Here is a 26,090-nt window from a genome sequence, read left to right as displayed (position 1 = left end):
TTTTTTCCTTATTTAGTTTGTAACTCTTGTAATTTTTCTTTTACTTCATCTACATGAAGAATTTCAATTGTTTCGCCATTCACTTTTTTCTTTTTTCTTACACTTACTTTTTCCCAAATTGCAGCAATTTCACCTTTTGGATTTATAATAAATGTAGTTCTAACTACACCCATAGACTCTCTACCCATAAATTTTTTAAGTTGCCATACACCATAATCTTCACACATTTTTTTCTCAACATCTGCAAGTAGTGTTATGTTTAAATTTTGTTTTTCTATAAAATTTCTATGTTTTGCGGGAGTATCTGGACTTACTCCTAAAATAGTAGCATCTAAGTTGTCAAATTCTGGCATAGAAGCTGTAAAGTCACAAGCCTCAGTTGTACAACCTGGCGTATTATCTCTTGGATAAAAATATAAAACTATCCAGCTTCCTTTTATATCTCTTAAACAAATCTCTACATCATCTTGATTTGGTGCACAAAAATCTGGTGCTATTGAATTTACTTCTAACATATTATAATTCCTTATTCTTTTATTGCTATAAATGTTGCAAAATTAACCCATTTAAAAAGTGTTTCACAATGGGTAAATCCAGCATCTTTTATCATTTTTTTATTTTCATCTTCTGTATATGGTATCAAAACATTTTCTAAAGCTTCTCTTTTTTGAGAAATTTCAAATTCTGAATAACCTTGTGTTTTTTTGAATTCATAATACTCATCAATACATTGTTTGTTTAAAACATTATTTGATGAAATTACTTTTTCACTAAAAATAAAAACTCCTTTTTTTTCTAAAGAGTCATATATCTTTTTTATAAGTTTTTCCCTTTGTAAAGGTCGTATAAATTGTAATGTGTAGTTAGATATAATTAAGTTAGCATTTGATAAATCTACATCATGAATATCTCCACAAATAAAATCAATATCAACTCCAAAAGCTTTAGCTTTATTTGAAGCTCTATTTAACATAGCTTGTGAGTTATCAATACCAATTAAATTTAACTTTTTATTGCAATGTTTACTAAGCTCTATTAGGGTTGATGCTGTTGAACAACCTAAATCAAAAACTTTATAATCATCTTCTAAAAAATTTAGGGCAAAGTTTATAGTCAATCTTTGCATCTCTTTATAGTATGGAACTGAGCGATTAAGCATGTCATCAAATACAGATGCAACCTCTTCGTCAAATTCAAATTGTTTTTTAATTGATTTATTAAATACTTTATCTATCATGTAGATATTCTATCAAAATGATTATTAATAATCATTTACTTTGAGTAAAGTTTTTAATATATCAAAAAGCTCTAAAATTATTCTTTTTATGTTCTTTAATGCCATATTGTTTAATTAGTTAATATTAAGATAGTTATTATATAATTCATTAACAATTATTATATATATATTTAGGAGAAAACATGAAAAAGTTGTTAATTTTAATTTTGTCAGTATTTTTTACGACAGCATCTTTTGGTGCAACTGAGAATATTCATCAATGGATTATTTCCTCATTATGGAGAACATCTATTTCTTTAACAAATGCTTGTAATACAGATGATGTAGATGTATCTGTTCAGTTTTGGAAATCGGATGGTTCTTTGCTGACTGGTAAACAAATTTCAGAGGAATACATTACTGATTCTAATGGAAAAATTTCTTTACATTTAAAACCCCATCAAAGTATTATGGTAAATTTTGAGTTTGGATATTTTGATGCAGTTACATATGGAAGTGGAACTGTTACTACTTCATATGTAAAACCGGGTGTAGAGTGTCTTATTGGTGGTTATTATTCTGGTACTACTATAGTTACTGCCCCAAACCCATATGGTCAAGGAACTTCATATTTATTAAATAGTGGTAAAAAATTCTAAAAAGTCTAGCATGTAAACTTGTTAATTTAATAAGTTCACATGCATATACTTTTAAATTTTAAAATAGTTTTTACAATCATTTATGTCATTTATTATTTGTTCTTTTAATTTTTCAAAAGATTCAAATTTTTCATTATCTCTTAGTTTTTTGAAAAACTTGATTGAAATATCACTATTATGTACTGTAATATCTTTATTTAAAATATGAGTTTCAACTGCAAAGTTACCATCTGTAGTAATTCTGTGACCAATAAAAGAAATAGATGGATAGCTTATATCATCAACTATTGTTTTAGTGATATAAACCCCTTCTTTTGGAAGAAGGTAGTCTTGAATATTTAAGTTTATAGTTGGTACAAAATCTGACTTCCCTAAGCCTTGACCTCTTATTTGAGTTCCTTTTACTTCATACTTTCTTCCAAGAAGTGTATTTGCTGTTTCTAAGTCACCATTTTTTATATATTCTCTGATTATTCTTGAGTGTATTGCTATATCATTTACACTTATTTCATTTACAACAACAACTTCTCCATTAAAGAGTGATTTTAACTCTTCTGTAGAGTTAGCTCTGTTTTTACCAAAACAAAAATCAAAGCCAACAACTATTTTCTTTAACTTTGGGAATTCATCTTTTAGTAGGTCTATAAACTCTTTTCCACTTAAGTCTTTTATATCATTTAATTCATAATAAAATATTGGAAAAGTTGTATATTTTTGTCTTTGTTCTTTTGGTGTCATATTTGCATGACCTGTCTCAATTGCAATAATTGCACCATTTGAAGTTAAGTTGTTAAATAAAGATTGATGGGCTATATGCATCCCATCAAATCCTCCAATTGCAATAGATGTTATACTCTTTTTGTCTTTTTTCATTTTTCTACCTGTGCTTTTTGAAAGTAAAACAGCTCTTCAATATTGCCATCTTTCCCTTCTAATTTACTTTTAGAGTTCTTAATTAGCTTCCAATTTAAAAGAACAGTTACTCCTAAAAACTTTCTACGAGCTAGGTCTATGGCATCTTTATCTTTTACCATACCTTTTTTATCTCTTTTGACATTTGTACCCACTTCAAATTGGGGTTTAAACAGTACTATTATATTTTTTGTTGATAATCTATTTATATCATCTATAATATTGTGTAAACTTATAAAAGAAACATCACAAGTAACGATATCAAAAATTTTATCACTTTTAAAATCTCTAATATCACAGTTTTCATAAAACTCAATTTTGTCATCATGTTTTATTTTTTCATGGAGTTGATTTGAACCTACATCAACGCAAGTTACACTTTTAACACCATTTTCAAGAAGTATTTGGGTAAAACCACCAGTGCTAGAACCTATATCTAAAGCTGTTAAATCATTTAGGTCTAAATCAATTTCATCCAAAAAGTATTTTAATTTATATGCAGCCCTTGAGACATAAAAAGTATCTTCTAGTATTTCAACTTTATGTGTATCTTCTACATTAAAAGATGGTTTTGTTATAATGGCACCATCTATTTTTATTTTATTTGCTTTTATAAGTTCATGCGCCTTATTTCTACTTTGTATGTTGAAAGCTTTTGTTAAAAATAAATCTAATCTCATGGGTGGAATTATAGTTGAAATATGTTCAAAAAGAGTTTAGTTCAGTTTTTGAAGAGAAAAAATCAAAGTTTTTTGCTTTTTTAGCTCCGTATGAAAAGTTTAATGATGTAATGAAAAGATTAAAAGAAGAGCATCCAAAAGCTAGACATTTTGTTTATGCTTATAGGTATTTAAATGAATTTGATCAAATTATTGAAAATAGTAGTGATGATGGAGAACCAAAAGGTACAAGTGGGAAACCTTGCTTAAATGTAATGGCAGGAAATGAACTAATAAACACTTTTGTGATAGTTGTAAGATATTTTGGTGGAGTGAAACTTGGAACAGGTGGACTAGTAAGAGCCTATAGTGATGCTGTTAATAGTGTGATTAATATTTCACAACTACAAACTTATGAAAAACTAGAACAGAGAATACTAACTTGTGAATATTCTGATTTATCGAAGTTAGAGTATTTAATTAGTAATCAAAATATAAATATTATAAATAAAGAGTTTGATTTGAATATCAAACTATATTTAGAATCTACAAAAGAAGATTTTGAAATCTTTGAAAAAGATTTACCTCTAAATACTAAATTAGCTATAAATTTATAATTTTAATGTAACTTTTAAATAATTAATATATAATAATATTTATAATTATTAAAGGTAACAATTGAAGATTATAATTTTTATTTTATTGATTTTTACAATGGGGTTAAAGGCAAACAATAACGAGTATATAAATATAAATTTTAAAAATTTATCCATTGAAGAGTTTATAAAAATCACTTCTAAGCAATTGAATAAAAATATTTTTTATTTAGATAAGATTGAAGGAAAAGTTGATTTTGTATCAAATAAATCAATAAAAAAGCAAAAGCTTTTAGAACTTTTAAAATTTACTTTATTGAAAAAAGGTTATGTTTTAAAAGATGAAGGAACTATTTTCAAAATTGAAAATAAAAATAGACCATTGAATCAACAAGAAAAAAAAGTAGAAATAATACCTATTCAAAATCTTGAAGCTCAAAATATATTAAAAGTTTTAAATACCATTTATTCAAATAAGAAATCAAATATAAATCCAATTATGACAGTAGAAAATGATACAAATTCTATTATAGTAGTAGGAAGTAAAAGTGATACAGAAAATATAAAAAGATTTATCAAAAAAATTGATATTTCATATCCTCAAATTTATATAAAAGCAAAAATTGTTGAAATAAGTGAAACTAAGACAAAAGAAGTGGGACTAGAATATGGGTTAAATGGATTTAATAAATATAGTTCTACAAATCTTAGTACTTTTTCTAGTTCTTTTAATAGTTTAAAAAATATTGCAATTAATTTTAGTGAATTTTCAACTTTTGGTTTTGACTTAAATTCTTTATCAAAGGGATTAAATTTAGGGGCCACAATAAATTTCCTAAAACAAAACCAAGCAATAGATGTAATATCAGAGCCCTCAATTTTATGTATAAATAATAAAGAATCATCTATTTATGTTGGTGAAACAAAATCTTTCAAAACAGGACAGACAACAAATACTTTTTCTTAAAAAATATAAATTTGTATAATTAATTTTTTTTCTATAATATATAAAAATATAATTGAAAAGGTTTATTATATGAAAAAATTAAAAAAGTTAAATCATTTAGAATCTAATTTAAAGGTTTTTCAAAGTGGAGAAAATTTAAATGAAAAATTTTATGATTTAAAAGATGATTTATTAAGAGACAAACATAAAGGCTCTTATGTAATGTCTCATGATGGTAGAGTGTATATTTCATATAAAGAATTTAAAGAATATCAAGAAGAAAGATTAAATAGGAAAATAATATATAGAAGTTTTTCTTCAATAGCTAAAGAGAGTGATTTTTTTACTACTGAATTTAGTAAGTATAAAAAAATGCTCTTTTTTTATATAGAAAAATCTAATCCTACTCTTACATCAAAAAGTTCTACATCAATGGATATCAAAGGTTTTCAATTATTTTTGAAAATATTAAAAAGTATTAATATAAAATTCGAAGATTTTAATAAAATTGATTATTTATTACAAAATAAAATTTATGATCAATTTTATAATACTAAGAATCTTTTTAAAAGTAATATTAGAAATTTGAATAGATTTTTCAATAATATTTCTAAGTTTAGTGATACATACCTTATGTCAAGTTTCAAAAACAATTCACAACATAGTTTACCTAGAAAAGGAATTCCTTCTAGTATCATTTTTCAATTAGACTATTTTTGTGAAAAAGAATTAAATGAAAACTTAGAAATATTTAAAAAAGTCGTTGAATGGAAAAAAGAATATAAAAATTTTATTTTATTTTCTTTAGAAAATTTGGCACATACTTATTATAAGAGTAATCAATTAAATTCAATAAAATTTCAAGTTAATAAAATTTCTAAATGTTTGTATAAAATAGATTTAAAGATTTGGAAGTTAAAAAAGGGTAGCAAATATTATTATAAAGATATTAAACATGAAAAAGAACATAAAAGACTTTTAAAATTGTCGAAAAAGGGAGTTGATATCTCATTTAAAAATGAAAAAATGTATTATTTTTGGCATATAACATTATTTCCAAATTTTCCATATGATAATAAATTAAATAATAAATTTAATTTAATTGGACATAAATTGAATAGTTTTAGAGAATTATACATGAAAATTCTAAAAAGAAAAAAATTACCACCTAATTTAAATAAATTATTTTATGTTTCTAGAGAAGAAATATATGTGCTATTCTTGTTTATATTGATAAGAGAAGGAATTAATCCTGAAGTATTAAAAAATTGGGAAGTAAAAAAAATAGATAATACATATACTATCGGAATTGAAACACCATCAGCATACATAATTCGTGCAAGCAAAATTAGATCAAATTCTTATTATGATACTTTAATCAGAAAAGAACATTCTCAAATAAAATTTATAAAAAGTTATTTAGAACATATGAAAGAACTCTATAATAATTCAAATTCAAGTAAATTTTTTCAGTATTATACCCGTTCCAACACATTAATACAATCAAATTTTAATCCAATAATACAGTTTGATAAATCTAATTGGAAAAGTCCTACTAAAAGCCTTAATGATTTTTTTACAAAATATGAAATTTTTGATAATGAAGGTAATCGAATAAATAAAATTAATTTCTCTGAAATACGTCCCTATTATAACTATAAAAATTATCTACAAGGTTTAAACGAATATGTACGGCAACATCTAATGAATCATAAAGATAAAAGTATGACAATTAACCACTATGAGAATTTAACAGAATGGAAAGAATCTAGAAATTTTAAAGTGGCAAAAATTAAAGATGAGATTATTGGAATTTTTAAAGGAACAATATCTTCAAGTCCTTTAGATAAATTATTTAATGGGTTAATTAGTGATTGTAAAAATCCTCAAGAGCCTGATTATTCAGAGTATATCAATTTAAAAGAAGATGAAAGATGTATCGATTGGTTTAACTGTTTAAACTGTTCTCAGGCTCATATAATTCCCAAAATTCATGGGCCAGTTATTAAAGCTTGGATTGATTATATGGAAGAAAAAGAAATAGATTTTATTAAGAAATCAGATTTTGAGAAAGAATTTGCTAATTCATTGACTATAGCATATAGTGTTTTTAATGGATTTACTAATGAAGAACAAATCTTTGCAAAAAAAGAATCTAGTAAGTATTATGATGTTGTTAGATGTAGGTTTTATAAAAAAGTAAAGTTAAAACAAGAGGGTGCATAATGAAATATAATAATGTAATTGATAAATTAATATATTGTATAAATATAAATGAAGTAGAAAACCTTTTAAAAGAACAAAAATTCAATTTATGCCTTGATTCTAAGTTTAAAGATAATTCATTTACATATTTAAAAAATGGCCAAATTAAAATTGAGCATAAATTTAAGATGGAGACATCATTTTTTAGGACATTATTAAAGCTATTTATTTATCTAAAATTTCAAGGGTTACCAGATGGAATATTAAATAATAGTGGAAAAAGTAATTTCTTTTACAATTTAAGAGTTATTTTAAAAGAAATTGAAAAAAATTGTGGTGAAATTAATTCTTTAAAAGAAATTAGAAAAGTTGATTTAGAAAATATAATTAATGAATATCACAAAAAAGTTGAAAGAGAAGAAATAACTGCAGGAACAGCATTTTCAAAATTGTCAAAATTAAGGTTTTGGAATAAATTAAATAAATTGTTACCATATTTTATGAGATATGATTTTTCATTTGTTGAAGAAAATCCACAGTTTATCAAAATATTGGAGCTTATTAATAAAAAGAAAATGTCTGAGCCATATCAAATAGATTATTTCTTTAAAGCTTTAGATTTACCAATTTTAAAACAAGTATTATCTAAAGCTATAGAATATGTTGAATATTACAAAGATGACATACTATATGTATCAGAATTAACTAAAAAAGTAAAAAAATTAAAATTTCATAGTGGACAAAAATATAATTCAAGAAACATTTTTATAATAGAGAATATTATTTTAGATAATCATGAATTTAGCAATCCATCATTAAATAATATTAAAAATGAATGTAAAAAAATTGATAAAGATATATTAAAAAATAGAATATTCTCAAATATAAATTCTTTTTATGATAATAAAAATTTGCAACAATTATTAATGCATGAAATTAGAATGTATAAAGCTTCTTGTTATATTATTGTTTTATTTACTACTGCGATGAGAGTAGGAGAATTTTCAATATTAGAAAGATTTCCTATATTTGAAGAATCTGAATTTTTAATGATGAAAAAAATAGTTTTTAAAACTTCGCATTATGAGAATGGAGATACTTTTGATATACCAATTCCTGCTATAACAAAATATGCAATAAATGGTTTAAGTGAACTTCAGGAAATTTTATTTCCAAATAATGACTTTTTAATAGTCGGTGAAATTTCAAATGAACCGAGAACAAATGTTATATATTCAGGAATAAATTATTTTTGTAAAAAATTAAACATAAGAAATATTTCTCCACATATGTTTCGACATTCTATGGCTTTTATAGTTGCATATGCTAGTGAAAGTGATGGACTTGAACTTTCAAGAATGATTCTATCTCATAAATCCAAAAATATGTCATTGATGTATTTATCTCAATTTAATAAAAATATAAAAAAAGCAATTGATGACTTAGAATTGATTCAATCTAATGAAATTTCAGAGTTAATAATTAAAGAAGTCCAAAATAACAAAAAGTTATATAATAAAAATGGAAATAATATATATAAAAATTATATGTTTAAAGGAAGTTACATTGATGAGCTATCTGATTATTTAAATTTTGAATTTAAAAAATCGATAGATTCTGGGAAATTAGTAATACTACAAACTCCCATTAGTTTTTGTTTTCATGACTTTTCTAATAAGGACAGAATGGCCTGTCAACGAGATTTAGATTTAGAAAACTTTTTTGGAGAGAAGGTATATCCTTCAAGATGTAGAGCATTAGATTGTCCTAATGCAGTATTTACAGAAGAACAAATTGATAAAATTAATTATATTTCATTGGAAGCTGAATTGTATGATAGATTAAAATCAAATAAATTATTTATTGAAGCAAATGGTTTTAATTTAAAAAAAATCATACCTAAAGATAACTAAAGGATTATTAATGGCAAGATTAACAAGTATAGAAAAAGAAAATAAGATAAAATTTCTTAAAGAAGCTATTGTAAAATTAAAAGAAAATTCATATAGTTTAAAAAAAAATGTATTATCTCGAAAAACTGCAACGATATTAGCAAATGAATTAGTAAAAACTACTGACATAAACTTTAGTAATGATATAAGTGTACAAACTTTGAAAAATCCAAAGACATCAGAGTTTAAAGAAATAAAAAAAGAAATTGATGACTTTAAAATAGATTTCAAAAAACATAAAAATTTCACAGATCAAAAACTATATGATAAGATAAAGATATTGGAAGCAGAATTAGAATCAGTATTATCTAAATTAATTTATTTTGCTAATTTAGAAATAAATTTAAATAACGAATTAGTTAAAAAAGATGAAAAAATAAGTAGTTTGGAAGAACAAATAGAAAATTTAGAAGATAGAATAAAAAGAAATAACTATGAAATTTAGAGTAAAAGAAATTTCAAATCCAAATATTAAAAATAGAAATATCAGTGTTTTATTTGTAAATAATCAAATTGACATACCATCATTAAAGTTTTTAGTTTTTGAATCTAAGTATGGTGGACGTAATAATAGTATTCAAGGAAGGACAACACACCGAGGTAAAGCAATTGAAATCATGGAATTATACCGACACTTAGATGATATGGGTATAACATGGGCTTGTGCGGAAGAGTATCATATTGAACAAATAAAATATGGAATGCTTTGTTGGGATGGATATGAAAAAGTATCAGAAAGTAAGTTTAATTATAAACCAATAAAGAATAATACAATGAACAGAAAACTAGACACTTGGTTTAGTTTTTTTAATTATATGAAAAAAATTGGATATAGAATAAAAATAAATATGACAATCAAAAAAGTTCCAAAGTTTTATTATAAAAACAAGCTTCTTTCTCATATTTCAAATAATCAAAATGAGAGAAATTATGTTGACTCATGGGCAATTAAAGTTAGAAATTCACCTACAGTTTATAGTTATAACGCAATAAGTAAGAAAGAATATAATTCATTTTATAATGAACTTGAAAAAATTGATATAGTATATGCATTAATAGCAGAATTAATGGTGGAAAGTGGTTTGAGAATTTCAGCAGCTTTAGAAATAGTTAAAAAAGATTTTGATGGACTTTTTGGTTATATTAATGGTGGGAAAGAAGATTATCAACGAGTTGACATAAAGTATATTGCAAAAGGAGGAGATATAAAAATTGCAACGTTTCCAATTAGATTTTTAAAGAAACTTCATATTAAATATATTTCTAGAGAATATATACGTAGAAGAACTGTGTATGTAAAAAATAATTTAGGATCTAGTGAAATAAATAAAATATTTTGGTTTACAACTAAAGGTAAAAAAATTAATTATGGAAATGTTATGTATGCTTTTAAAAAGGCTTCTAATATAATAGGACGAAAAGAGAAAAGTATTACGCCACATTGGATGAGACATACTTTTGCAACGTGGATTGTTTTAGATTTTTATGAATCACAAGGAATTAATATTGTTGATGTCGGGATAACTCCAAATATTCAATTATTAAAGATTCTTGCAAAATTTTTAGGACATGCATCGGAAGAAACTGTATTAATATATATAAGGGTAGCAATATTATTAACAAATTTTGGTGGGCATTATGGTTCTAATTTTTCGCCTATATCACTAGAAAGTTTTAAAAAATCTTCTTCAGCACAATATATTCTAGAAGAAATTGTAAAGAAGAAACTTAAAGAAGAAATACCAAAAAATTTTGATTTCTTATCATATGGTTTAAAAACAGGATTAATAATTGATGATAGGGGTTTTAGCCAAAAAATAGATAATAACTTTGAAGTTACGACAAGTTTTATTAATAAAATGAGAAATTTTGCAGAAGATGAATTTGGATTTTATTATCAAGAAAAGTTATTTAATCCATTATCCTATGCAATTTCCAGAGGTTTTTTGGAAAGTAAATGATACAAATATTAAAATTACCCGTTATATAACGGGTAGTCAAAAGCCCTATATAAAGGTTTTTGTTAAGTATATAATTTGACAATTGATTTTCTTTACATTAAAACATTAATATGTAAAGAGAAGTTTATAACTATATAATTTTATTTTAAATAGTTTATTCTTTTGAATTCTTTTTATTTTGTATTTTTACTTTTATATCTTCATCATAAATATCTATTTTTTACCAAAAAGTGAATAATATATATCTGCGGAATTAGAGAATTTTCTTTCTTCTATTAGTAAAATAAGATAACCTATACTTTTATTTATTTCATATCCTTCTTTTACTTTTTTTAAAGAATAAATATTTTTAAGGAATATTTCTTTATTTTCAGAAATATCTAAATACCAAAAGTTTCCATCTATTTCATATTTGAATCTATTATTTTTTGTTTCTTCAAGTGCGTTAAAATTCATATTAGTTTTGATATTGTAATTAGTTTTTAATTTTTCAAAATAATTAGCAATGTATCTATATTCTGAGGAGGAAAAAGTTATTTTAAAACTTGTATTGTTTTGGACTAATAAACCCTTGTTAAAAAGTAAATTAAAAGTCATATTCTGTATATTAACTTTATTCTTAACAATTTCTTCTTTCCCTGCTTTCTCATTAAAATGCTGAAAAACAATAAAAGCTAATAATGGAATAACAATAAAAAATATAAGACTATTTCTTTTTTCTTTAGCTTAATTAATGAGTCAGGTTTCTTATAGATGTTTAATTCGTTTTTCATGATACGAGAATAAGTATCTTCTTTAGATGAATTATTATTAATATTTATACCCATCAATAAAAGATTTCTTTGAACTTGACTCTGAGGCAGATATTTGTATAAATAAAAGTTGATTGTTTCCTTGCTCTGCTACATTAATCCAAGTAGTTTTCCCCACTTTAATTGCATTCATTACATCATTGTATGTCAACTCAACCGTAGCAATTGGGTCATCATCAAATAAATCAGCATCCCATAGAACTATTCTAAATCTATTTTCTTTAAATAAAGGCCAGTTTTTATACCCTGCATTAAAACTTGGGGTATAAGAATCTTTTGATAAAGCATAACTTTTAGTAGCTAATACAATAGGTGTCCAAGCTATATTTGATATATTTTTTAAACTTGAACCTATTAATTGAATATATCCAATTACATCAGGAGCAGCAGTACCTTTTGCAGCATTATTTCCAATTGTATTCATAATACTTGAAACAGGTATTCCAGTAGTTAGCATTTCACTAATTAAATTTGAAGAAGCATTATCAATTTTTATACCACCTTTATCCCAGGTAGTTTTATCTATTTTAGTTGGAGCAATAACTGCACCTAAAACTGTTAAATTTATGTATTTAATTTCTTCATTTGCATTTAAGATATTAAATATGAGTATAAAGAATAATGTATACTTGATTTTGAAACTTTTCAAAGTAATTCCCTAGTTTTATGTGATTATTTATATTTATTTTAATATTATATTACAAGTTTTTTATATTTATTTTACTTAAAAGGTACTCTTTGAAAAAATATATACTAATTTTAATATTATTACTTTCCCTTTTTGCTCAAGCAAACTCAACAATTGATTCCTTTTCAAAATCAAAAAAACTATTAAAAGAAATATACAAAGACCATCAAATTACATTCTATGCTAATTGTAAATATAGCTATAAAGATAAGAACAATATGATTGATAGACAATCATGTGGTTATACTCCTAGAAATGAATATACTAAATCTGGAAAAGTAAATAAAAGAGCAAGAAGAATTGAATGGGAACATGTGATTCCTGCTGAAAACTTTGGAAGACAGTTTACATGTTGGAGAGAAGGTGATTCTCAATGTGTTAAAAGTAATGGTAAAGCCTATAAAGGAAGAAAGTGTTGTTCTAAAGTAAATAAGCAATTTAAACTTATGGAAGCTGATATGCATAATCTAGTACCTGCTATTGGTGAACTAAATGCTGATAGGTCTAATTTTAGATATGGAATTATAGAAGGTGAAAAAAGAGCCTATGGAAAAGATATAGATTTTGAAGTGGACTTTAAAGCAAGACGTGCTGAACCTAAAGATGATATTAGAGGTAATATAGCAAGAACTTATTTTTATTTTGAAGATACTTATGGGATGAAAATATCTAAACAAGAGAGGCAACTTTTTAATGCTTGGGATAAACTAGATCCTGTTGATGAATGGGAAATTGAGAGAAATAAGAGAATTGAATCTATTCTAGAAAACTTGAATAGATTCATAAAATAAAATGTCAAAATGTTGATTATTATGAATCTTTGCTTTTTTGATTATATTTAGGGATAAGGTGATTTTAATTTTTTTAAGTCCCACATTGTGCTAATTTTTTTAAAACTTTTTTTATGAACCCATCTTTCTTTCTATTAGTATTTAATTTAAAGAATTTTATATGTATACACGATGATAAATTAATAAAGTTATGTTTTCCATTATACTTCTTTACTCCAAATATTTGATGCATATGTTTGCTATACCAACTATTATCATAAATATCAAAACTATTGACACTTTTTCTTATACAATCAATTGGAATTTTTAAAAGCCCATCCATTCTTCTATTCATCACAACAAACTCATCATATTCCATAATATCATTAAAGAGTTCATCATAATATAATATATCCTCTTTAGGTACATCAATTGTAATTTTTGCAATCATCCCATATTTACCACGATTATCAGTAAAACTATTTAATATATCAGTGCCAATCTCAATATAGCTATTACCGTTTTTTGAAGCTTCTTCTTTCATTTGAAGTAAAATAACTCCATACTCATGATCTAAACTTCTATATAATTTTACATGGCTTTGGTTTGGATATTGAATATTTAATTTAGTTTGAGTAGTAGTATATATCTCTTTAATTTCTTCAACCATTTCATCAATAGAATTTATGAATTCATCATGTTGTATTATATTATCAAGAGTAGCATAAGTATTTTTTCTATTAAATTCTTCCGTAAAATGGCGGTCTTCCCACAAAGGAAATCTATGAATATTAAATGCTTTTTTTACAAGAAATGTTAATGCAGTAGTTCCAAACCCTTTTCCAGCAGTGAAACCATGAACGATGAGTTTATCATTAATATGTACACTATTTCCAATTAGTCCTTTAAGTATTTTGCTCTTAAATTTAAAATACATTTTTTGTTTTCCTATCAATAATTATAAGCTGTCATCTTTATAATTATATTGCTTTTTATATTAATAAGTTAAAAACTTCTTTTGACTATAAATAAGACATACAGAAGGAAAATCTTCTCTATCTTTAATTAACTTATTTTTCATATTGAAATCAGTTCTAGAAGCTCCACCACCTTGAGGATGACTGTGCCATGTACCAATATAGGTTAATAGTCCATTTGTTCTTTCTTCATAGTTAGCTATATTTTCAAGTAAGCCTAATGTACCTAATTTAAAATACCCTGGACTTCTAGTACTATCAGCTGGTGCATCAATAAGTTCAACTATTGTAAAAGTTTTATTAATCAAAGAAATATGACCAATAAGTACGCCTCCCGTCTCATTAGGAAAATGTATGCTAGATTCTTCTTTAATTTTGTTAACAACTCTTGGCGAAATTCTTACTTGCATATCATAAGTATCATCATGTAATATCATTGGAGTATTAATGTTTAATGATTGCCAATTTATGTTTATATTATTTTCAATACTTCCTATATAAAGTTCTCCTAATTCACTTGAACCATTCTCTAATCGTTTTTGAATAATATTTGCCATAGCTGAAGCTTGAAGAGAAATGGTTGCATCAGATACAATGGTGGTTAAGGATCCACATCCTTGTCCAACTGTTTGATATTGTACATTACTCGTACAAATAAGCTGAGATAATGTGTCATTGTGAAAACATAAGAGATAAAACTCTATAACAATGTCATCTATCCTCACATTTCTGTCTTTACCTTCAATAAATACCAAACCAACAGTTCCTAAATTATGAAGTACAGTATAGATAACCTCACTTTTAATTTCATCATCAACTAAAAAGTTTCTAACAGATATATCAGCAGTTGAGTCGATTAAAACTTGATTTTCTTTAATTAGTTTTTTTATATCTTTAATATCATTTTCTGAATGTCTTACATTCTCTAAACCCATTTCGCTTAAGGCTGCAAATAATAATTCACTCTTATAATTAGATAATAAATATTTTGTATTACACAAAGCGTGGCGTGCATGATTGTGAGCACTAAATACCCCATTATCGATTAAATTAATATTATCTGTAATGCCTGTACGTCCTAAATGCATAATTATCTTTGAACCTAAACTTCCACAGCCAATTTGAGTAATAGTCATACCTTTTTTGATATTTTTTGTACTAAGTCCTGAAAATTTAGCCAATAAATTTTTTGAAGGGCATTCAATAGTTCCTAATGTATAAACCTTTGCTCCATATTGTATTTTTGCTGCTGTCTTTGTTATTTTAAGTGTTTTTACATTGATTGCAAAATTCATTATTTCACAATCTAAGTTTGTTCCAATAACTTTTGCAGGTCGTTTAACAAACAGAGTCACAAAAACAAAAGAAAGTCTTTGTAAAACCTTGTAATGTTCAACTAAGTATTTATCTAAATCTGGAATATGAACTTTTTTACAGAAATCAACTAAATCTTGATAAATATTTATAGAGTTTGGATAATATTGTTCTGCAATATCCTCACTTATAAATGGTATTAATGCTGAAGTATCCGTATTATTTAAGCTTTCTGGCTTATACTCTTCAATTGTTACTTTAAATTTTTCTTTTTTAAACTTATATGAAATCCCCGCAATATTAATACCAGTATTTATAAATTCTTCAACCACACTTGTTGGATACTCAATAATACCATGAAGTTCATCACTTCGCATAGGTTCCCAACCTTGGTCTCTATTAAATAAACTATTAGTAGTTGTTTTGTCAAGCCATGTAGCCATTTGGTCAAGTACTTCATCAAAGAAACCTGGTTGTTGTAATAACTCATTTAGATCGCCTTCATAAATACAAGGATTTACCACATCTTTATTGGGATTAATATGTTCAAATACTCTTGGAAAATCTTTCCTTAATGTAATAAAAGGAGCTTTTAATGGGAATTGTTCAGAAAACTCAAATGTGACAGGTTCCTTTTGTCTGACTCCAAATTTTGTTTCTTTATCAGTAATGGCACTAGGAAATTTTAAAACAAAGGTTGCTGTGAATGAAGCTTTTTTATTTGCTTCATCAATTTTGATTTCACTAACACTACTTATATGGTCAGATTTATGAGTATAGCTATATGCAAGGTTAATAAAATTAATATTAACCATGCCCACGTGCTTCCCCTGCTGAACCAATTGTTGCAGCAGCAGTTTTGCTTTTTGTTAAACCTACAGGCTCTTTATGACCTTCTTGTGTAAATTCTAACTCAATTGGCTCTACTTTGCCTTTTTTCTTATGCCCTGCAGTGTATAAGAAGTTTGAAATCTCTACAATCTCTTCATATTTTTCTTTTGCTTCATTATGAGGAGGAGTTTCGTTACCAAACTCTCTACAACTTGCAATAATCTTAGCACCTGTTTTTGCTTGAGAAAGTATCTCAAATGCAGTTTCAGATAATTCACATATTTTATTCTCTCCTTGCCCAATTTGATTATACATAGAATATTTAGAACAGTGATGTGGTGCTTGTAAAATATCGTATTCAAAAGAAGATAGAGGATAAATTTCATGCATATACTCTAAAACATCTGCTCCTGAATCACCAGTAAGTAGAATTTGATTAGTATAGTTTCCTTCTTTGATATTTAATTGTAATACTACACTTCCTCTATTTTTTCTTTTATAAAGATCTTCAGCTTCACCATCTTGTTGCTCTATTGGTCCTAATAGTTCTATTTCAATTTTTGAACTTATATCTTTATTATTTAATTTCTTAATCGTATCACCTATTTTATATACAATATCTTGAACATGATCAGTTTTGTCATCTTCTGATTCTCCTAGAATAATAATACGATTACCTTCTTCTTGAATTACTTTATTATCTTTATGAAGTTTATATCTTCTTTTCATTTCTGTATTAAATGCTTTAGCATTCGCTTCTAATGTGTTATATTTATCTGCCCGTTTGAAAAATCTTGAAGAACCCCAAATCTCTTTAATGTAAATTTTATCACTGTCTTTTATATATTCTTTAATATCACCTGTATGAAAATGATTCTGAAAACCTCTAATATGATCATCATCATGATGAGACAAAATAAAAACATCAACAAAGAGTCTACCTTCTTCATCTTTGTTTAAATTATTTTTCAAATAGCCTAACACATCATAACTATCATCATTTTCATCACATGCTTTTTCACGAATATACATGTCATATAAAATCGTAGTTTTATTAGAATCATTTAATTTAATCAAGACCATGTTTCCATTGTCAACAGGTAAAAATGTCATTTTTGAATAAGCCATACTTCTAACTCCTTTGTAAATTAATATAATCATTAAAAAGCATATTGGCATATTCATCTGCATATTTTATAATGATAGTTTTTTTTAATAAAAAAATAAGAAAAAATAAGAAATTTATAACTAATAGTGTGTTTTCAATAAGTCCATATTTTGAAATATAAAAAATGTATATACTATTAATAATTAATATTGGTAAAATTATATATAAGCCACCAATAAAATTTCTTATTTGACCATATCGTACATTATGATTAAATGTTAATGTACCTTTACCAACTTTTATTCTAATTTGACTTACATAATCTTTTAATTCTAATTCTTCTTCATCTTTATTCATATTATTGAGTTTAGATATATCAAAATTAAAATCGTTATAAATTAGTTCAAATATTCTATTTTTAAATGATTGTGAAAGGATATTTGATTTTTTCTTTAAAAATTGTGTTGTTGGGAATGTTCTCCCAAAATTAAATATTTTATTTTCTAATTGATGCTTTCCAATGTATCTTATTAAATTTGCAAGAAAAATCCAAAGAACTAAATTACTTGAAATAGATATTTCATTCCATGTTAAATTTAGTGTGTCAAGTTTATTAAATAATTCAATTATATTGACTTCATGCATTTGAAATATTAAATATATAGGAATAAGTAAAATAAATGCAGGTATATATAATGCAGAAACTGTATATGAATTTGGCAATAAAACTCCTTATAAAATATAAATTGCTGATATATTAACATCTTTTATTATAACTATGTAAAAATATAACAGAATGTAATATATTCTATGTTAACTGAAATTAATTATATATTAATAATATTGTTAATACAATTAAATTACATGTTAGTACTAAAGGAATAATATTATGCAAATAGACGGACATTTTACATTAACATATACGTTAGCAAGGATGGTAGGTTTTGAACATGAAAGAGCTCAAATTATTGCTTATTCTGCTCAATATGTGGATGATGCTACAAATAGTGGAATAGCAAAGTTTGACAATGGAGCAATGTTTAGTAGAATAAGTTCTGCACATACTATGACAGCATATGATATAAAATATTATACTGATGCACATGAAAACCATTTAGTATGGGTGCCTTTTCATTTCCTTCCTGGTAATGATGGATTATCAGCAGGAGAAAATCCAAAAGGTGGCTTTATTAATAAATTAGTTTGTAAACCTTATAGTCAAATTGCAGTAGATATGCTTGATGCTTGTTTGAAAGATATTGATAAACCTCATTTTTTACAAAGAGTTGGAATTACTATGCATGTATTTGCCGATACATTTGCACACCAAGGTTTTGCAGGCGTAGTCCATGATATAAATAAAGTTGAAAACCTTGAATGTTCTAACTATAGTATGAGTTTTTTTAATAAAACTAAAGCTTCAGCATTGAGTAATGCCTTTCCAATGGGACATGGTGCAGCATTAACTTGTCCAGATATGCCTTTTTTAAAATGGAGCTATACAAACGGACTTGGAAATAAGGTAGAAAGAGATAATTTAGAAATATTTATGAAGGCATGTTATAACTTATACGGTCAACTTGGACTTGTATTATCAGAATTAGGTGGCACTGTAAATGATGAAAATGAATCAGATTTTGAACAAATTAAAAATAATTTAGAAAATTTTAAAGATGATAATGAAGAAGTTAGACTTCAAAATTGGATTGAGTCTATTGATAGAGGTGATTTTTCCTTTGGTTCTGAAAAACTTGAATATATTCCAAAAGGGATTAATTCTTGGAAATATCAAGCAATTAAGCAAGAGTTGGCTGAAGATACGGGTAGAGAATTATTTACGTATACTAATGACTTTATTAATAGCCATTGGAGAAATTTTCATGTTGCTTTAAAAGCACATAGATTTGATATTGTTAATAATATTCTTCCAAAATATGGAATTATTGTTTCATAAATGGATATAAATATTAATAAAGAATATTTTTTAGATGCGATTAAATGTATAAATTCTAAAGGTTTTACAGATGTAACTTCTAAAATAATGGAAACAAAATCTTTTTTAGTTTCATTATACGATAGTGATAAGCATTCTTTTGAATCTTTTAAAGAAGCTTATTCACAGTATTGTTATTTAAATGATAATTATAAAGTTAAATCTTTTTCTAAAAATAATAATATTAATTTTGATAAAGTTATAGGTTCACGTTTAGATTGCTATAAAGATAAGACACCTTTACATTTATTAAAAGATTTAGAAGGAAAACTTAAAAGTAGTACATTAATTTGTTTATGTGATAAACCTTTATACTATTTTTCTCAAGAAATTGAATCTCATGTCAATCCCATTTCTTTTATGTCATTCGAAGATACAAAAAATAAGTTAAAGTATATTTGTATAGAAGGAAACCATCGAACAATTTTAGGAATGTATTTAAATAAAATTATAGAGAATGAAACAATTTATATTAATAATTGTCCTATTACTCATTATGAAATTGATCAAAAACAGCTTAATTTGATAAAAGACTTTACAAATAAAATAAAACCTTTTTTTTTCGAATTAAAAGTTACCTATAGGAATTTTAATAAAGATACCTTTTATAAAGAGTATAGAGTTATTACCCAATTATATATTAAAGATAAAAGAACAAAACAGTGTTATCAAAAAGAAAATTTTACTTATAATATAGATAGAATGACTGAATCAATTTCTAAAAATGATACTTATATAAAAGAATTTTTGGATAGTACATACTCAGCAATAAAATTAAAAAAACGTACTTATTTAGGAAAACTTTTAATATATAGTAAACTATTAAAGAAAATCTTTATAAGATATATAAAAATACAGACAAAACATATAAGTTTAAAGGTTAATAATGACTGATTCATTAACAAAGTTTATGAATAAAACCTATTTTAAACAAATAGGTTCTGAATTTGATTATCTAAGAGATTGTATAGAGATATTAATAAAAAATTATCAAAAAGACTTTAAAACAGTTGATGATGAATTTAACGTAAAAATTAATGAATTAAAAGCGAGTGGAGAATATGATAAGCCACTACATGAAGTACATTCACCAGATGTAACATTTGGCCAAATGATGGAATATAATTTAAGTGAGCCATATATAAACTTAGACTTATTTTCTGGAATTATAATTGAATCGTTAATCGTTAAGCATCTTGCTTATATTGAAAAAACTCTAGTAAATTTATCTTTTATTATTCAAAAAAAAGAAAAAGAAAAAATACCCCCTGATTATAATACAGGTGGAAAATTTACTGACATGTTAAAAGCAGTTGAATATATATCAATTATTACAGAAAAGAATTTAAATATCCAAAATTTAAAAAGATGGAAAATTATAAAACTATTAAGAGGATTAAGAAATATATTAGCTCATGGAAATAGTTCTTTTGAAGAGAAAGAAGGCATTATTGACGATATTAACAAAGAAATTGATATTATAAAAAAAATCCACATAAAAAGCGTTCCAGAGCCTAAAACTTCAATGATATTTTATCATATTAATTCTGATGAAATTAAAAAGAATGAAAAAAATATTTGGATATGTTCGATTAATACCGATATTAATGTGTTGAGAAATTTAAATAAGATATGTGTTGAGTTCATAAATGAAGTCAAGGAAATATGTATGGTCAGATATAAAATAGAAGATGAAAACTATTATATGGTAAAGAAGAATGAATAAAGAAGAATTAATTGCTACCCTAAAAACATTCAAGGATATTTCTGATTATACAGAACAATCGAAAGTAGTTAAGTCATATCTTTTAACACATTTTGTTGATAAGAAAGCATTTAAAACTAACGAAGAAGCAAGTAGAAAATCAGAGTTTATTGAAAGTCATTACAGAAAAATGTATTGGAATAGTGAAAAAAAAGAAACTATCAATTTTAAAAATGTTTTAGGTGGTGACCATTGTGATTATGTAAAACAATCTCCTGTCCAAATGATAATTAATGAAGCAAAAAGAATGAAAAGAATTTTTGCTTATCTTGCAAGTAATCCAGAATATTTTTTTAATGCACCAGTTATAAGACAAGATGATCCAATTTCTTATATGTCATTTATTGATAGGGATGGTATAGAAAAATTTATTGCTACACAAGGAAATCATCGAACTGCAATGGGTATTTATCTTCAATCAATATGTTATGATGAAGTCAAAATAAATAATGTAGAAATTATAAAAGTTAATATAAACTATGAATTGCTTGATTTAATTGAAGAAACCAACAGTAAACTATCTTTTTATGGCTATGAATTATATATTGATAAATGCTTCATGCATATAGTTGGTGCTAATTATAATCTTATCAAAAGACTTTCTCTACATAACATAGAAAAAGGATATTTTAGTGATTTATTTCTTTATTATGATAAAGATGATTTAGAAACATCTATTCTAGAGAATGACAAGAGAATAATATCTTATCTAAATAATGCCGCTGATTTTATCCCAAAAATGGAAAAAGTCTATATAGAAATAAGACAATTAGTTAACCACACAACTAATTTATTTAAAAACTTCTTAGCAATGAACCAAAAGTAAATATTCAAGTATTTAATATTATTTATGTAAATTCCATAGATATTATCTAAAACCAATCTTTGTAATCTTGCCTTTGATCTTGCCTTTAATTTACCTGTAGGTTTTGTAATTATGTTTACATATAATAATACTTTTTTAATTAGTTACTTTATATAATTAATATTCAATACTACTTAGTAATAAGTTTTTTAGTAAAAATATTTAAATTTATACTATATATTATTACTAATTTAGTTCTAATATTCAAGTGTTCAAGTGTTCAATATTACTTAGAATATTAGAGGTAATATAGCTAGAACTTACTTTTCTTTTGAAGATACTTATGAATGAAAATATCTAAACAAGAAAAGCAACTTTTTAATGCTTGGAATAAATTAGATCCTGTTGATGAATGGGAAATTGAGAGAAATAAGAGAATTGAAAAGATTCAATTAAATACAAATATTTTTGTGAGGTAAAATGTATCTAGAACTAAAAGAAGAACTATTAAAAGCTCATAATAATAAGGAAAAAGTAAATATCGATTTATTATCAAAAAAATATAATTGTTCAATTTATCAAATATTCTTTATTAAGTACAAAATTCTCTTTAATAAGGACTTTTCTCAAATACTTCCTATTATTGATATATATAAAGATCCATTAAAAATTTATTCAAAAAAGAAGCTAACAGAAGATGAATGGAGTGAGTACTTTAAAAAAAATAAAAGAATGATTTTTGGAATAGATGATAAACTACAGTATAGTATAAGTTCTTCTATTGACGCAGCTAAATATGCAGCTGAAAAGCCAGCCTGTCCTTATTTAAATAGTTTTGTTATCAAAACTTTAGATAAAAGTAAGCAATATAAATATTGGATTAAAATGATGCCTAAAAATACTCCAAAATGTCTAATAAATTATCAAGAAGCGTATCCCCCTAATAGTTACTATTCTATTAATAAAGCAATAAATATGCATGGACACTACTTAAGTCCTAAACAGGTTTTATTTCATGGTGGTGGATGGAAGGAATATGAAGAAATTATTATTACTAATCGTCCGTTTTCAACAACATTAAACCCCATTGTTGCTTTAAGAAATGCTGAGCATGGTAATAAAGCATATGATAATGGATATATTGACTTATTAGTCATAGAAGTTAAAGAATCTTTAACAAAAGTATTTGTATTTGACAAAGATAGCTCTAATTTTGGACATGAAATTGAAGTTTTATTCGCATCTAATGCAAAAATAGAATTAATTTCTAGAACAAAAATAAGTGATAACTACAAAGTATTTGATTTTGATCAGGAGTATAAATATATCCCAATATATATTCTTAAAATGCAAATATCTTAAATAAAAGTATATAATAGTTTTGATATTGCCAATTCAAAGAAGAATACCACAATAATAAAAATATTACTAAACAACTACTCTTTTTTAGCCCTTAATTTATAATATGATAAAAACTCAGCATATAAATCACCACTACCATAAAATATAGGCTTATTAAAAACTAGCATATCATATAACGATTTTTCATCATCAATATATTCTAATAAGAAAAGAATATATTCTAAAGAAACTAATTTTGAATTCATTCTTTTGGATCTATATTCTTCTTTTTCTTTAGACATTAATTTTATATTAGTTCTTAATAAATCTAATTGTTTATTAGCTTTCTTAAATTGTTTTAAAATACGTTTTTCTTGATATGTGTTAGGAGTAAATGATTTATCAATTATAAAAATAAGTTCAGAAAACCACTCTATTAATGCCATACTATTTTGAGTCAAACTTTGGAAATCATACAATGTTACAGCAACTCTTTCAATTTTTTGATTGTTATATATTATTTCACTATTTGTACCATTTATAAATTTAATTTTACCATTCTTTCTTAGATAATGTTCATGCCTATAAGTTTGATTCATTGCATAAACAAATGATTCAACTAAATCTAATGCAACAAAATTTAAATCTCCACTTCTAGATTCTTTTGTAAAATTCTTTTTCTTAATTTCAAGAAATACTAAAGCATTTGATTTTTTATCTTCAACAACTATATCACATTCATTCTTCTCGGAATATCTACCATAATGAATATTTATTTTCTTATTTTCTAATTCTTTTATTAAAAAATCTTCTATATTAAAACCAATATTACTATTTATTCGATTTGCATTTTTTCTTGTTACAGAAACATTGTTTGTAGATAATAACTCTAATAACACTTCATAAAATATCCAAGAACAATAATTTAAATCTATCAATAAAAATGAATCAATTAATTTAATTAATGGCTTATCATTAAATGTAATCATTTTGACATCGGTTGGTAATATAAACTTTGTATTTATTTTTTGATGATGAGAAATTAAATTTAGAATCTTTAACTCATGATCTGAAAATAGATTAAAAAGTAAATAGATTGGGCCTTCTTTTGGTGATAGAGCTATAACTCTTTTTAACAATGATATATATTCTTCTAATGAAAACCCTAATTTCTTTTTCATTTCATCATAATTAATATTCAAAAATAAATTATTAAGGATTTTCAATATGTTATCATCTGAAATTTGATTAAATCTAAAAATGTTATCATATGATAGTTGTCTGTAAAGATTTTCTAAAGTAAAATTTCCGAGACTCATATGTGATAAAACATCATAGTCTTGTACTTGAAATAAAGCTAAGTATTGTTTTGAAATTGTATATAAATGTTCTAAATCTTTTTTTTCATATGCATTCTTTTTTGTTATATTTTTTGTTATATTCTTTACTGATAAATTAATCAAATAATTAAAAGGTATTCCTAATTCTGGAAATCCACCCATAGTAACTTTTTTAGGCATATGAAATCTTTTATACCTATTTCTTTTAATTTGTTCTTCAAATATATTTGATAAAACGTTTTCTGGACCAATTTTTATTATATTTTTATTAATTTCATTAGAAATTTGTTTAATTGTATTATCAATAACAACTTTTCCAACATGAGTTTTAATCCTATATTTTTTAAAGTATAAGATTGAATTAACTAATAAATTTTCTGTTTGAAATAAATGATGACTTAAAGAATAATCTTTTTTATTGTTTACATATATAACATATGCTTCTTCCCATAAGTCAACATACTTTGAATTTTTCAAGTCATATACTCTATTTATGACATCACTTACATATATTATGAAAGATAAATATATTTTATTCACTGGCTTTAATAAAGAATACTCCAGCTTTTTTTGTTGTATTTCATCATTTAACATATAAAAATCTAACTTATCATCTAAACAATTTGAGACTAATAATGACTTTAATTTCTTTATTAAATCATTTTCTGAAAGTATATTTTGTTTACATTCAGATACATTAATTTTATTTAATCTTTTTCTAATTAACTTCATATTTTCACTTATAAATAATTTTATTTAGTTTATCAAAATAAAAAATATCAATCAATCTTATTAAAATATTTAGTTGCACTATTTGATATTTGGCTGTATTAACTATTATAAATGACACAAAGAATAACTTTTCCAAAGTCTTTAGAAAGTATTTAAAAGATTAATTAAAATACTGCTAGAATATTTAATCTAACAGTATTAATTCAATTCGATTATTGTTGCCTATTAGCCAAATAGGTTAAGTGAGTGAGGTAAAAGTGAATTTAAATATTTCTGACGTATTTAAATTAACTAGTAGGATAAAATAGCTTTTATCTCTTTTCTCTGTTGTCATTTTAGTATTAATTAAATTAAATTAATATTAACAATAAATTAATAATTAAGCTGAGTCATTTCAAAGGTTAAATAATACTCATTTGTAAGATGTAAGTAAGTACATATTAATCAGGGGGGATACTTTCATCTAAGTTTCTAATTGGATGAGTGATAGTGTAATAGTCAATATAAT

At 24.6% G+C, this 26,090-nt stretch carries 25 protein-coding genes; 14 read left to right on the top strand and 11 right to left on the bottom strand.

What is annotated here, in order from left to right; translation table 11 throughout:
- Nucleotides 1-8: 8 nt before the first annotated feature.
- Both bcp and cmoA read right to left on the bottom strand, forming a co-directional pair.
- Complete coding sequence (gene bcp / locus CRU95_RS14540; RefSeq protein ID WP_129101846.1) at nt 9-515, bottom strand: thioredoxin-dependent thiol peroxidase; 507 nt, start codon at nt 513-515, stop codon at nt 9-11.
- Nucleotides 516-526: 11 nt separating this feature from the next.
- On the bottom strand, nt 527-1,237 hold the full coding sequence (gene cmoA, locus CRU95_RS14535) for a carboxy-S-adenosyl-L-methionine synthase CmoA (RefSeq protein ID WP_129101845.1): 711 nt from the start codon (nt 1,235-1,237) through the stop codon (nt 527-529).
- A gap of 182 nt (nt 1,238-1,419) precedes the next feature.
- Between cmoA and CRU95_RS14530 the strand changes: the two genes are divergently transcribed.
- Complete coding sequence (locus CRU95_RS14530) at nt 1,420-1,875, top strand: hypothetical protein (RefSeq protein WP_129101844.1); 456 nt, start codon at nt 1,420-1,422, stop codon at nt 1,873-1,875.
- A 51-nt stretch (nt 1,876-1,926) separates the two neighbouring features.
- On the opposite strand, the gene CRU95_RS14525 is transcribed toward CRU95_RS14530, so the two are convergent.
- Together CRU95_RS14525 and CRU95_RS14520 are read right to left on the bottom strand one after the other, a co-directional pair.
- Nucleotides 1,927-2,748: a bifunctional riboflavin kinase/FAD synthetase gene (locus CRU95_RS14525; protein WP_129101843.1), complete on the bottom strand. Its 822-nt coding sequence runs from the start codon at nt 2,746-2,748 to the stop codon at nt 1,927-1,929.
- Entirely contained in the window at nt 2,745-3,467 is a 723-nt protein-coding gene (locus tag CRU95_RS14520; protein WP_129101842.1) for a TlyA family RNA methyltransferase, read from the bottom strand. The genes CRU95_RS14525 and CRU95_RS14520 overlap by 4 nt, the downstream gene beginning before the upstream one ends.
- A gap of 14 nt (nt 3,468-3,481) precedes the next feature.
- Here CRU95_RS14520 and CRU95_RS14515 point away from each other — a divergent pair, with 14 nt between their 5' ends.
- The 6 genes from CRU95_RS14515 to CRU95_RS14490 all read left to right on the top strand — a co-directional run bounded on the left by CRU95_RS14515 (nt 3,482) and on the right by CRU95_RS14490 (nt 11,106).
- Nucleotides 3,482-4,063, top strand: a complete 582-nt coding sequence (locus CRU95_RS14515) for a YigZ family protein (RefSeq protein WP_129101841.1) — start codon at nt 3,482-3,484, stop codon at nt 4,061-4,063.
- Nucleotides 4,064-4,124: 61 nt separating this feature from the next.
- Nucleotides 4,125-5,009 carry a type II secretion system protein GspD gene (locus CRU95_RS14510; protein ID WP_129101840.1) on the top strand — a complete coding sequence of 295 codons (885 nt, stop codon included), beginning with the start codon at nt 4,125-4,127 and terminating at the stop codon, nt 5,007-5,009.
- Between the two features lie 69 nt (nt 5,010-5,078).
- Nucleotides 5,079-7,214, top strand: a complete 2,136-nt coding sequence (locus CRU95_RS14505) for a hypothetical protein (RefSeq protein WP_129101839.1) — start codon at nt 5,079-5,081, stop codon at nt 7,212-7,214.
- Nucleotides 7,214-9,106: a site-specific integrase gene (locus tag CRU95_RS14500; RefSeq protein ID WP_129101838.1), complete on the top strand. Its 1,893-nt coding sequence runs from the start codon at nt 7,214-7,216 to the stop codon at nt 9,104-9,106. Before CRU95_RS14505 ends, CRU95_RS14500 begins: the two co-directional genes overlap by 1 nt.
- Before the next feature lie 10 nt (nt 9,107-9,116).
- Nucleotides 9,117-9,590, top strand: a complete 474-nt coding sequence (locus CRU95_RS14495; RefSeq protein ID WP_129101837.1) for a hypothetical protein — start codon at nt 9,117-9,119, stop codon at nt 9,588-9,590.
- Complete coding sequence (locus CRU95_RS14490) at nt 9,580-11,106, top strand: site-specific integrase (protein ID WP_129101836.1); 1,527 nt, start codon at nt 9,580-9,582, stop codon at nt 11,104-11,106. Before CRU95_RS14495 ends, CRU95_RS14490 begins: the two co-directional genes overlap by 11 nt.
- Before the next feature lie 213 nt (nt 11,107-11,319).
- Here the strand turns inward: CRU95_RS14490 and CRU95_RS14485 are convergent, their stop codons facing one another.
- Nucleotides 11,320-11,562 (bottom strand): hypothetical protein, encoded by a 243-nt coding sequence (locus CRU95_RS14485; RefSeq protein ID WP_129101835.1) that lies wholly within the window; start codon nt 11,560-11,562, stop codon nt 11,320-11,322.
- 354 nt (nt 11,563-11,916) lie between these two features.
- On the bottom strand, nt 11,917-12,567 hold the full coding sequence (locus tag CRU95_RS14480; RefSeq protein ID WP_129101834.1) for a hypothetical protein: 651 nt from the start codon (nt 12,565-12,567) through the stop codon (nt 11,917-11,919).
- Between the two features lie 89 nt (nt 12,568-12,656).
- Here CRU95_RS14480 and CRU95_RS14475 point away from each other — a divergent pair, with 89 nt between their 5' ends.
- On the top strand, nt 12,657-13,397 hold the full coding sequence (locus CRU95_RS14475; protein ID WP_129101833.1) for an endonuclease: 741 nt from the start codon (nt 12,657-12,659) through the stop codon (nt 13,395-13,397).
- A gap of 73 nt (nt 13,398-13,470) precedes the next feature.
- On the opposite strand, the gene CRU95_RS14470 is transcribed toward CRU95_RS14475, so the two are convergent.
- From CRU95_RS14470 to CRU95_RS14455, 4 genes are read right to left on the bottom strand one after another with little or no spacing between them, the layout of a single operon-like run.
- A complete protein-coding gene (locus CRU95_RS14470) occupies nt 13,471-14,313 on the bottom strand; it encodes a hypothetical protein (protein WP_129101832.1) in 843 nt (280 codons plus the stop codon).
- Nucleotides 14,314-14,373: 60 nt separating this feature from the next.
- Nucleotides 14,374-16,482, bottom strand: a complete 2,109-nt coding sequence (locus CRU95_RS14465; protein WP_129101831.1) for a Mov34/MPN/PAD-1 family protein — start codon at nt 16,480-16,482, stop codon at nt 14,374-14,376.
- Nucleotides 16,475-17,626: a hypothetical protein gene (locus tag CRU95_RS14460; protein WP_129101830.1), complete on the bottom strand. Its 1,152-nt coding sequence runs from the start codon at nt 17,624-17,626 to the stop codon at nt 16,475-16,477. The genes CRU95_RS14465 and CRU95_RS14460 overlap by 8 nt, the downstream gene beginning before the upstream one ends.
- Before the next feature lie 4 nt (nt 17,627-17,630).
- Nucleotides 17,631-18,329, bottom strand: a complete 699-nt coding sequence (locus CRU95_RS14455) for a hypothetical protein (protein ID WP_129101829.1) — start codon at nt 18,327-18,329, stop codon at nt 17,631-17,633.
- Nucleotides 18,330-18,495: 166 nt separating this feature from the next.
- Between CRU95_RS14455 and CRU95_RS14450 the strand changes: the two genes are divergently transcribed.
- From CRU95_RS14450 to CRU95_RS14425, 6 genes are all read left to right on the top strand, one after another.
- A complete protein-coding gene (locus CRU95_RS14450; RefSeq protein ID WP_129101828.1) occupies nt 18,496-19,560 on the top strand; it encodes a DUF6765 family protein in 1,065 nt (354 codons plus the stop codon).
- Nucleotides 19,561-20,493: a hypothetical protein gene (locus CRU95_RS14445; protein WP_129101827.1), complete on the top strand. Its 933-nt coding sequence runs from the start codon at nt 19,561-19,563 to the stop codon at nt 20,491-20,493.
- The gene (locus CRU95_RS14440) at nt 20,486-21,325 is read left to right on the top strand and encodes a hypothetical protein (RefSeq protein WP_129101826.1); all 840 of its coding nucleotides are present in this window, start codon (nt 20,486-20,488) and stop codon (nt 21,323-21,325) included. The genes CRU95_RS14445 and CRU95_RS14440 overlap by 8 nt, the downstream gene beginning before the upstream one ends.
- Nucleotides 21,318-22,190 (top strand): hypothetical protein, encoded by an 873-nt coding sequence (locus CRU95_RS14435; protein WP_129101825.1) that lies wholly within the window; start codon nt 21,318-21,320, stop codon nt 22,188-22,190. Before CRU95_RS14440 ends, CRU95_RS14435 begins: the two co-directional genes overlap by 8 nt.
- Nucleotides 22,191-22,516: 326 nt before the next feature.
- The gene (locus CRU95_RS14430) at nt 22,517-22,648 is read left to right on the top strand and encodes an endonuclease (protein ID WP_129101824.1); all 132 of its coding nucleotides are present in this window, start codon (nt 22,517-22,519) and stop codon (nt 22,646-22,648) included.
- 1 nt (nt 22,649) lies between these two features.
- Nucleotides 22,650-23,531: a hypothetical protein gene (locus tag CRU95_RS14425; protein WP_129101823.1), complete on the top strand. Its 882-nt coding sequence runs from the start codon at nt 22,650-22,652 to the stop codon at nt 23,529-23,531.
- Nucleotides 23,532-23,605: 74 nt separating this feature from the next.
- On the opposite strand, the gene CRU95_RS14420 is transcribed toward CRU95_RS14425, so the two are convergent.
- Nucleotides 23,606-25,582, bottom strand: a complete 1,977-nt coding sequence (locus tag CRU95_RS14420) for a hypothetical protein (protein ID WP_129101822.1) — start codon at nt 25,580-25,582, stop codon at nt 23,606-23,608.
- Between the last annotated feature and the right edge of the window lie 508 nt (nt 25,583-26,090).

This window comes from Arcobacter sp. F2176 (assembly GCF_004116465.1).
GTDB classification, from domain to species: Bacteria; Campylobacterota; Campylobacteria; order Campylobacterales; family Arcobacteraceae; genus Arcobacter; species Arcobacter siniprincipis.
Note: the sequence above shows the minus strand (reverse complement) of the source record. Positions and strands in the feature narration are given on the sequence as shown.

Bases quoted from the DNA above. Each gene is read 5' to 3' on its own strand.
- CRU95_RS14430 (WP_129101824.1), top strand. From the start codon at position 22,517: ATGAAAATATCTAAACAAGAAAAGCAACTTTTTAATGCTTGGAATAAA.
- CRU95_RS14530 (WP_129101844.1), top strand. From the start codon at position 1,420: ATGAAAAAGTTGTTAATTTTAATTTTGTCAGTATTTTTTACGACAGCA.
- CRU95_RS14425 (WP_129101823.1), top strand. From the start codon at position 22,650: ATGTATCTAGAACTAAAAGAAGAACTATTAAAAGCTCATAATAATAAG.
- CRU95_RS14505 (WP_129101839.1), top strand. From the start codon at position 5,079: ATGAAAAAATTAAAAAAGTTAAATCATTTAGAATCTAATTTAAAGGTT.
- CRU95_RS14495 (WP_129101837.1), top strand. From the start codon at position 9,117: ATGGCAAGATTAACAAGTATAGAAAAAGAAAATAAGATAAAATTTCTT.
- CRU95_RS14420 (WP_129101822.1), bottom strand. From the start codon at position 25,582: ATGAAGTTAATTAGAAAAAGATTAAATAAAATTAATGTATCTGAATGT.
- CRU95_RS14435 (WP_129101825.1), top strand. From the start codon at position 21,318: ATGAATAAAGAAGAATTAATTGCTACCCTAAAAACATTCAAGGATATT.
- CRU95_RS14470 (WP_129101832.1), bottom strand. From the start codon at position 14,313: ATGTATTTTAAATTTAAGAGCAAAATACTTAAAGGACTAATTGGAAAT.
- CRU95_RS14490 (WP_129101836.1), top strand. From the start codon at position 9,580: ATGAAATTTAGAGTAAAAGAAATTTCAAATCCAAATATTAAAAATAGA.
- CRU95_RS14500 (WP_129101838.1), top strand. From the start codon at position 7,214: ATGAAATATAATAATGTAATTGATAAATTAATATATTGTATAAATATA.
- CRU95_RS14485 (WP_129101835.1), bottom strand. From the start codon at position 11,562: ATGAATTTTAACGCACTTGAAGAAACAAAAAATAATAGATTCAAATAT.
- CRU95_RS14440 (WP_129101826.1), top strand. From the start codon at position 20,486: ATGACTGATTCATTAACAAAGTTTATGAATAAAACCTATTTTAAACAA.
- CRU95_RS14525 (WP_129101843.1), bottom strand. From the start codon at position 2,748: ATGAAAAAAGACAAAAAGAGTATAACATCTATTGCAATTGGAGGATTT.
- bcp (WP_129101846.1), bottom strand. From the start codon at position 515: ATGTTAGAAGTAAATTCAATAGCACCAGATTTTTGTGCACCAAATCAA.
- CRU95_RS14520 (WP_129101842.1), bottom strand. From the start codon at position 3,467: ATGAGATTAGATTTATTTTTAACAAAAGCTTTCAACATACAAAGTAGA.
- CRU95_RS14445 (WP_129101827.1), top strand. From the start codon at position 19,561: ATGGATATAAATATTAATAAAGAATATTTTTTAGATGCGATTAAATGT.
- CRU95_RS14450 (WP_129101828.1), top strand. From the start codon at position 18,496: ATGCAAATAGACGGACATTTTACATTAACATATACGTTAGCAAGGATG.
- CRU95_RS14460 (WP_129101830.1), bottom strand. From the start codon at position 17,626: ATGGCTTATTCAAAAATGACATTTTTACCTGTTGACAATGGAAACATG.
- CRU95_RS14465 (WP_129101831.1), bottom strand. From the start codon at position 16,482: ATGGTTAATATTAATTTTATTAACCTTGCATATAGCTATACTCATAAA.
- cmoA (WP_129101845.1), bottom strand. From the start codon at position 1,237: ATGATAGATAAAGTATTTAATAAATCAATTAAAAAACAATTTGAATTT.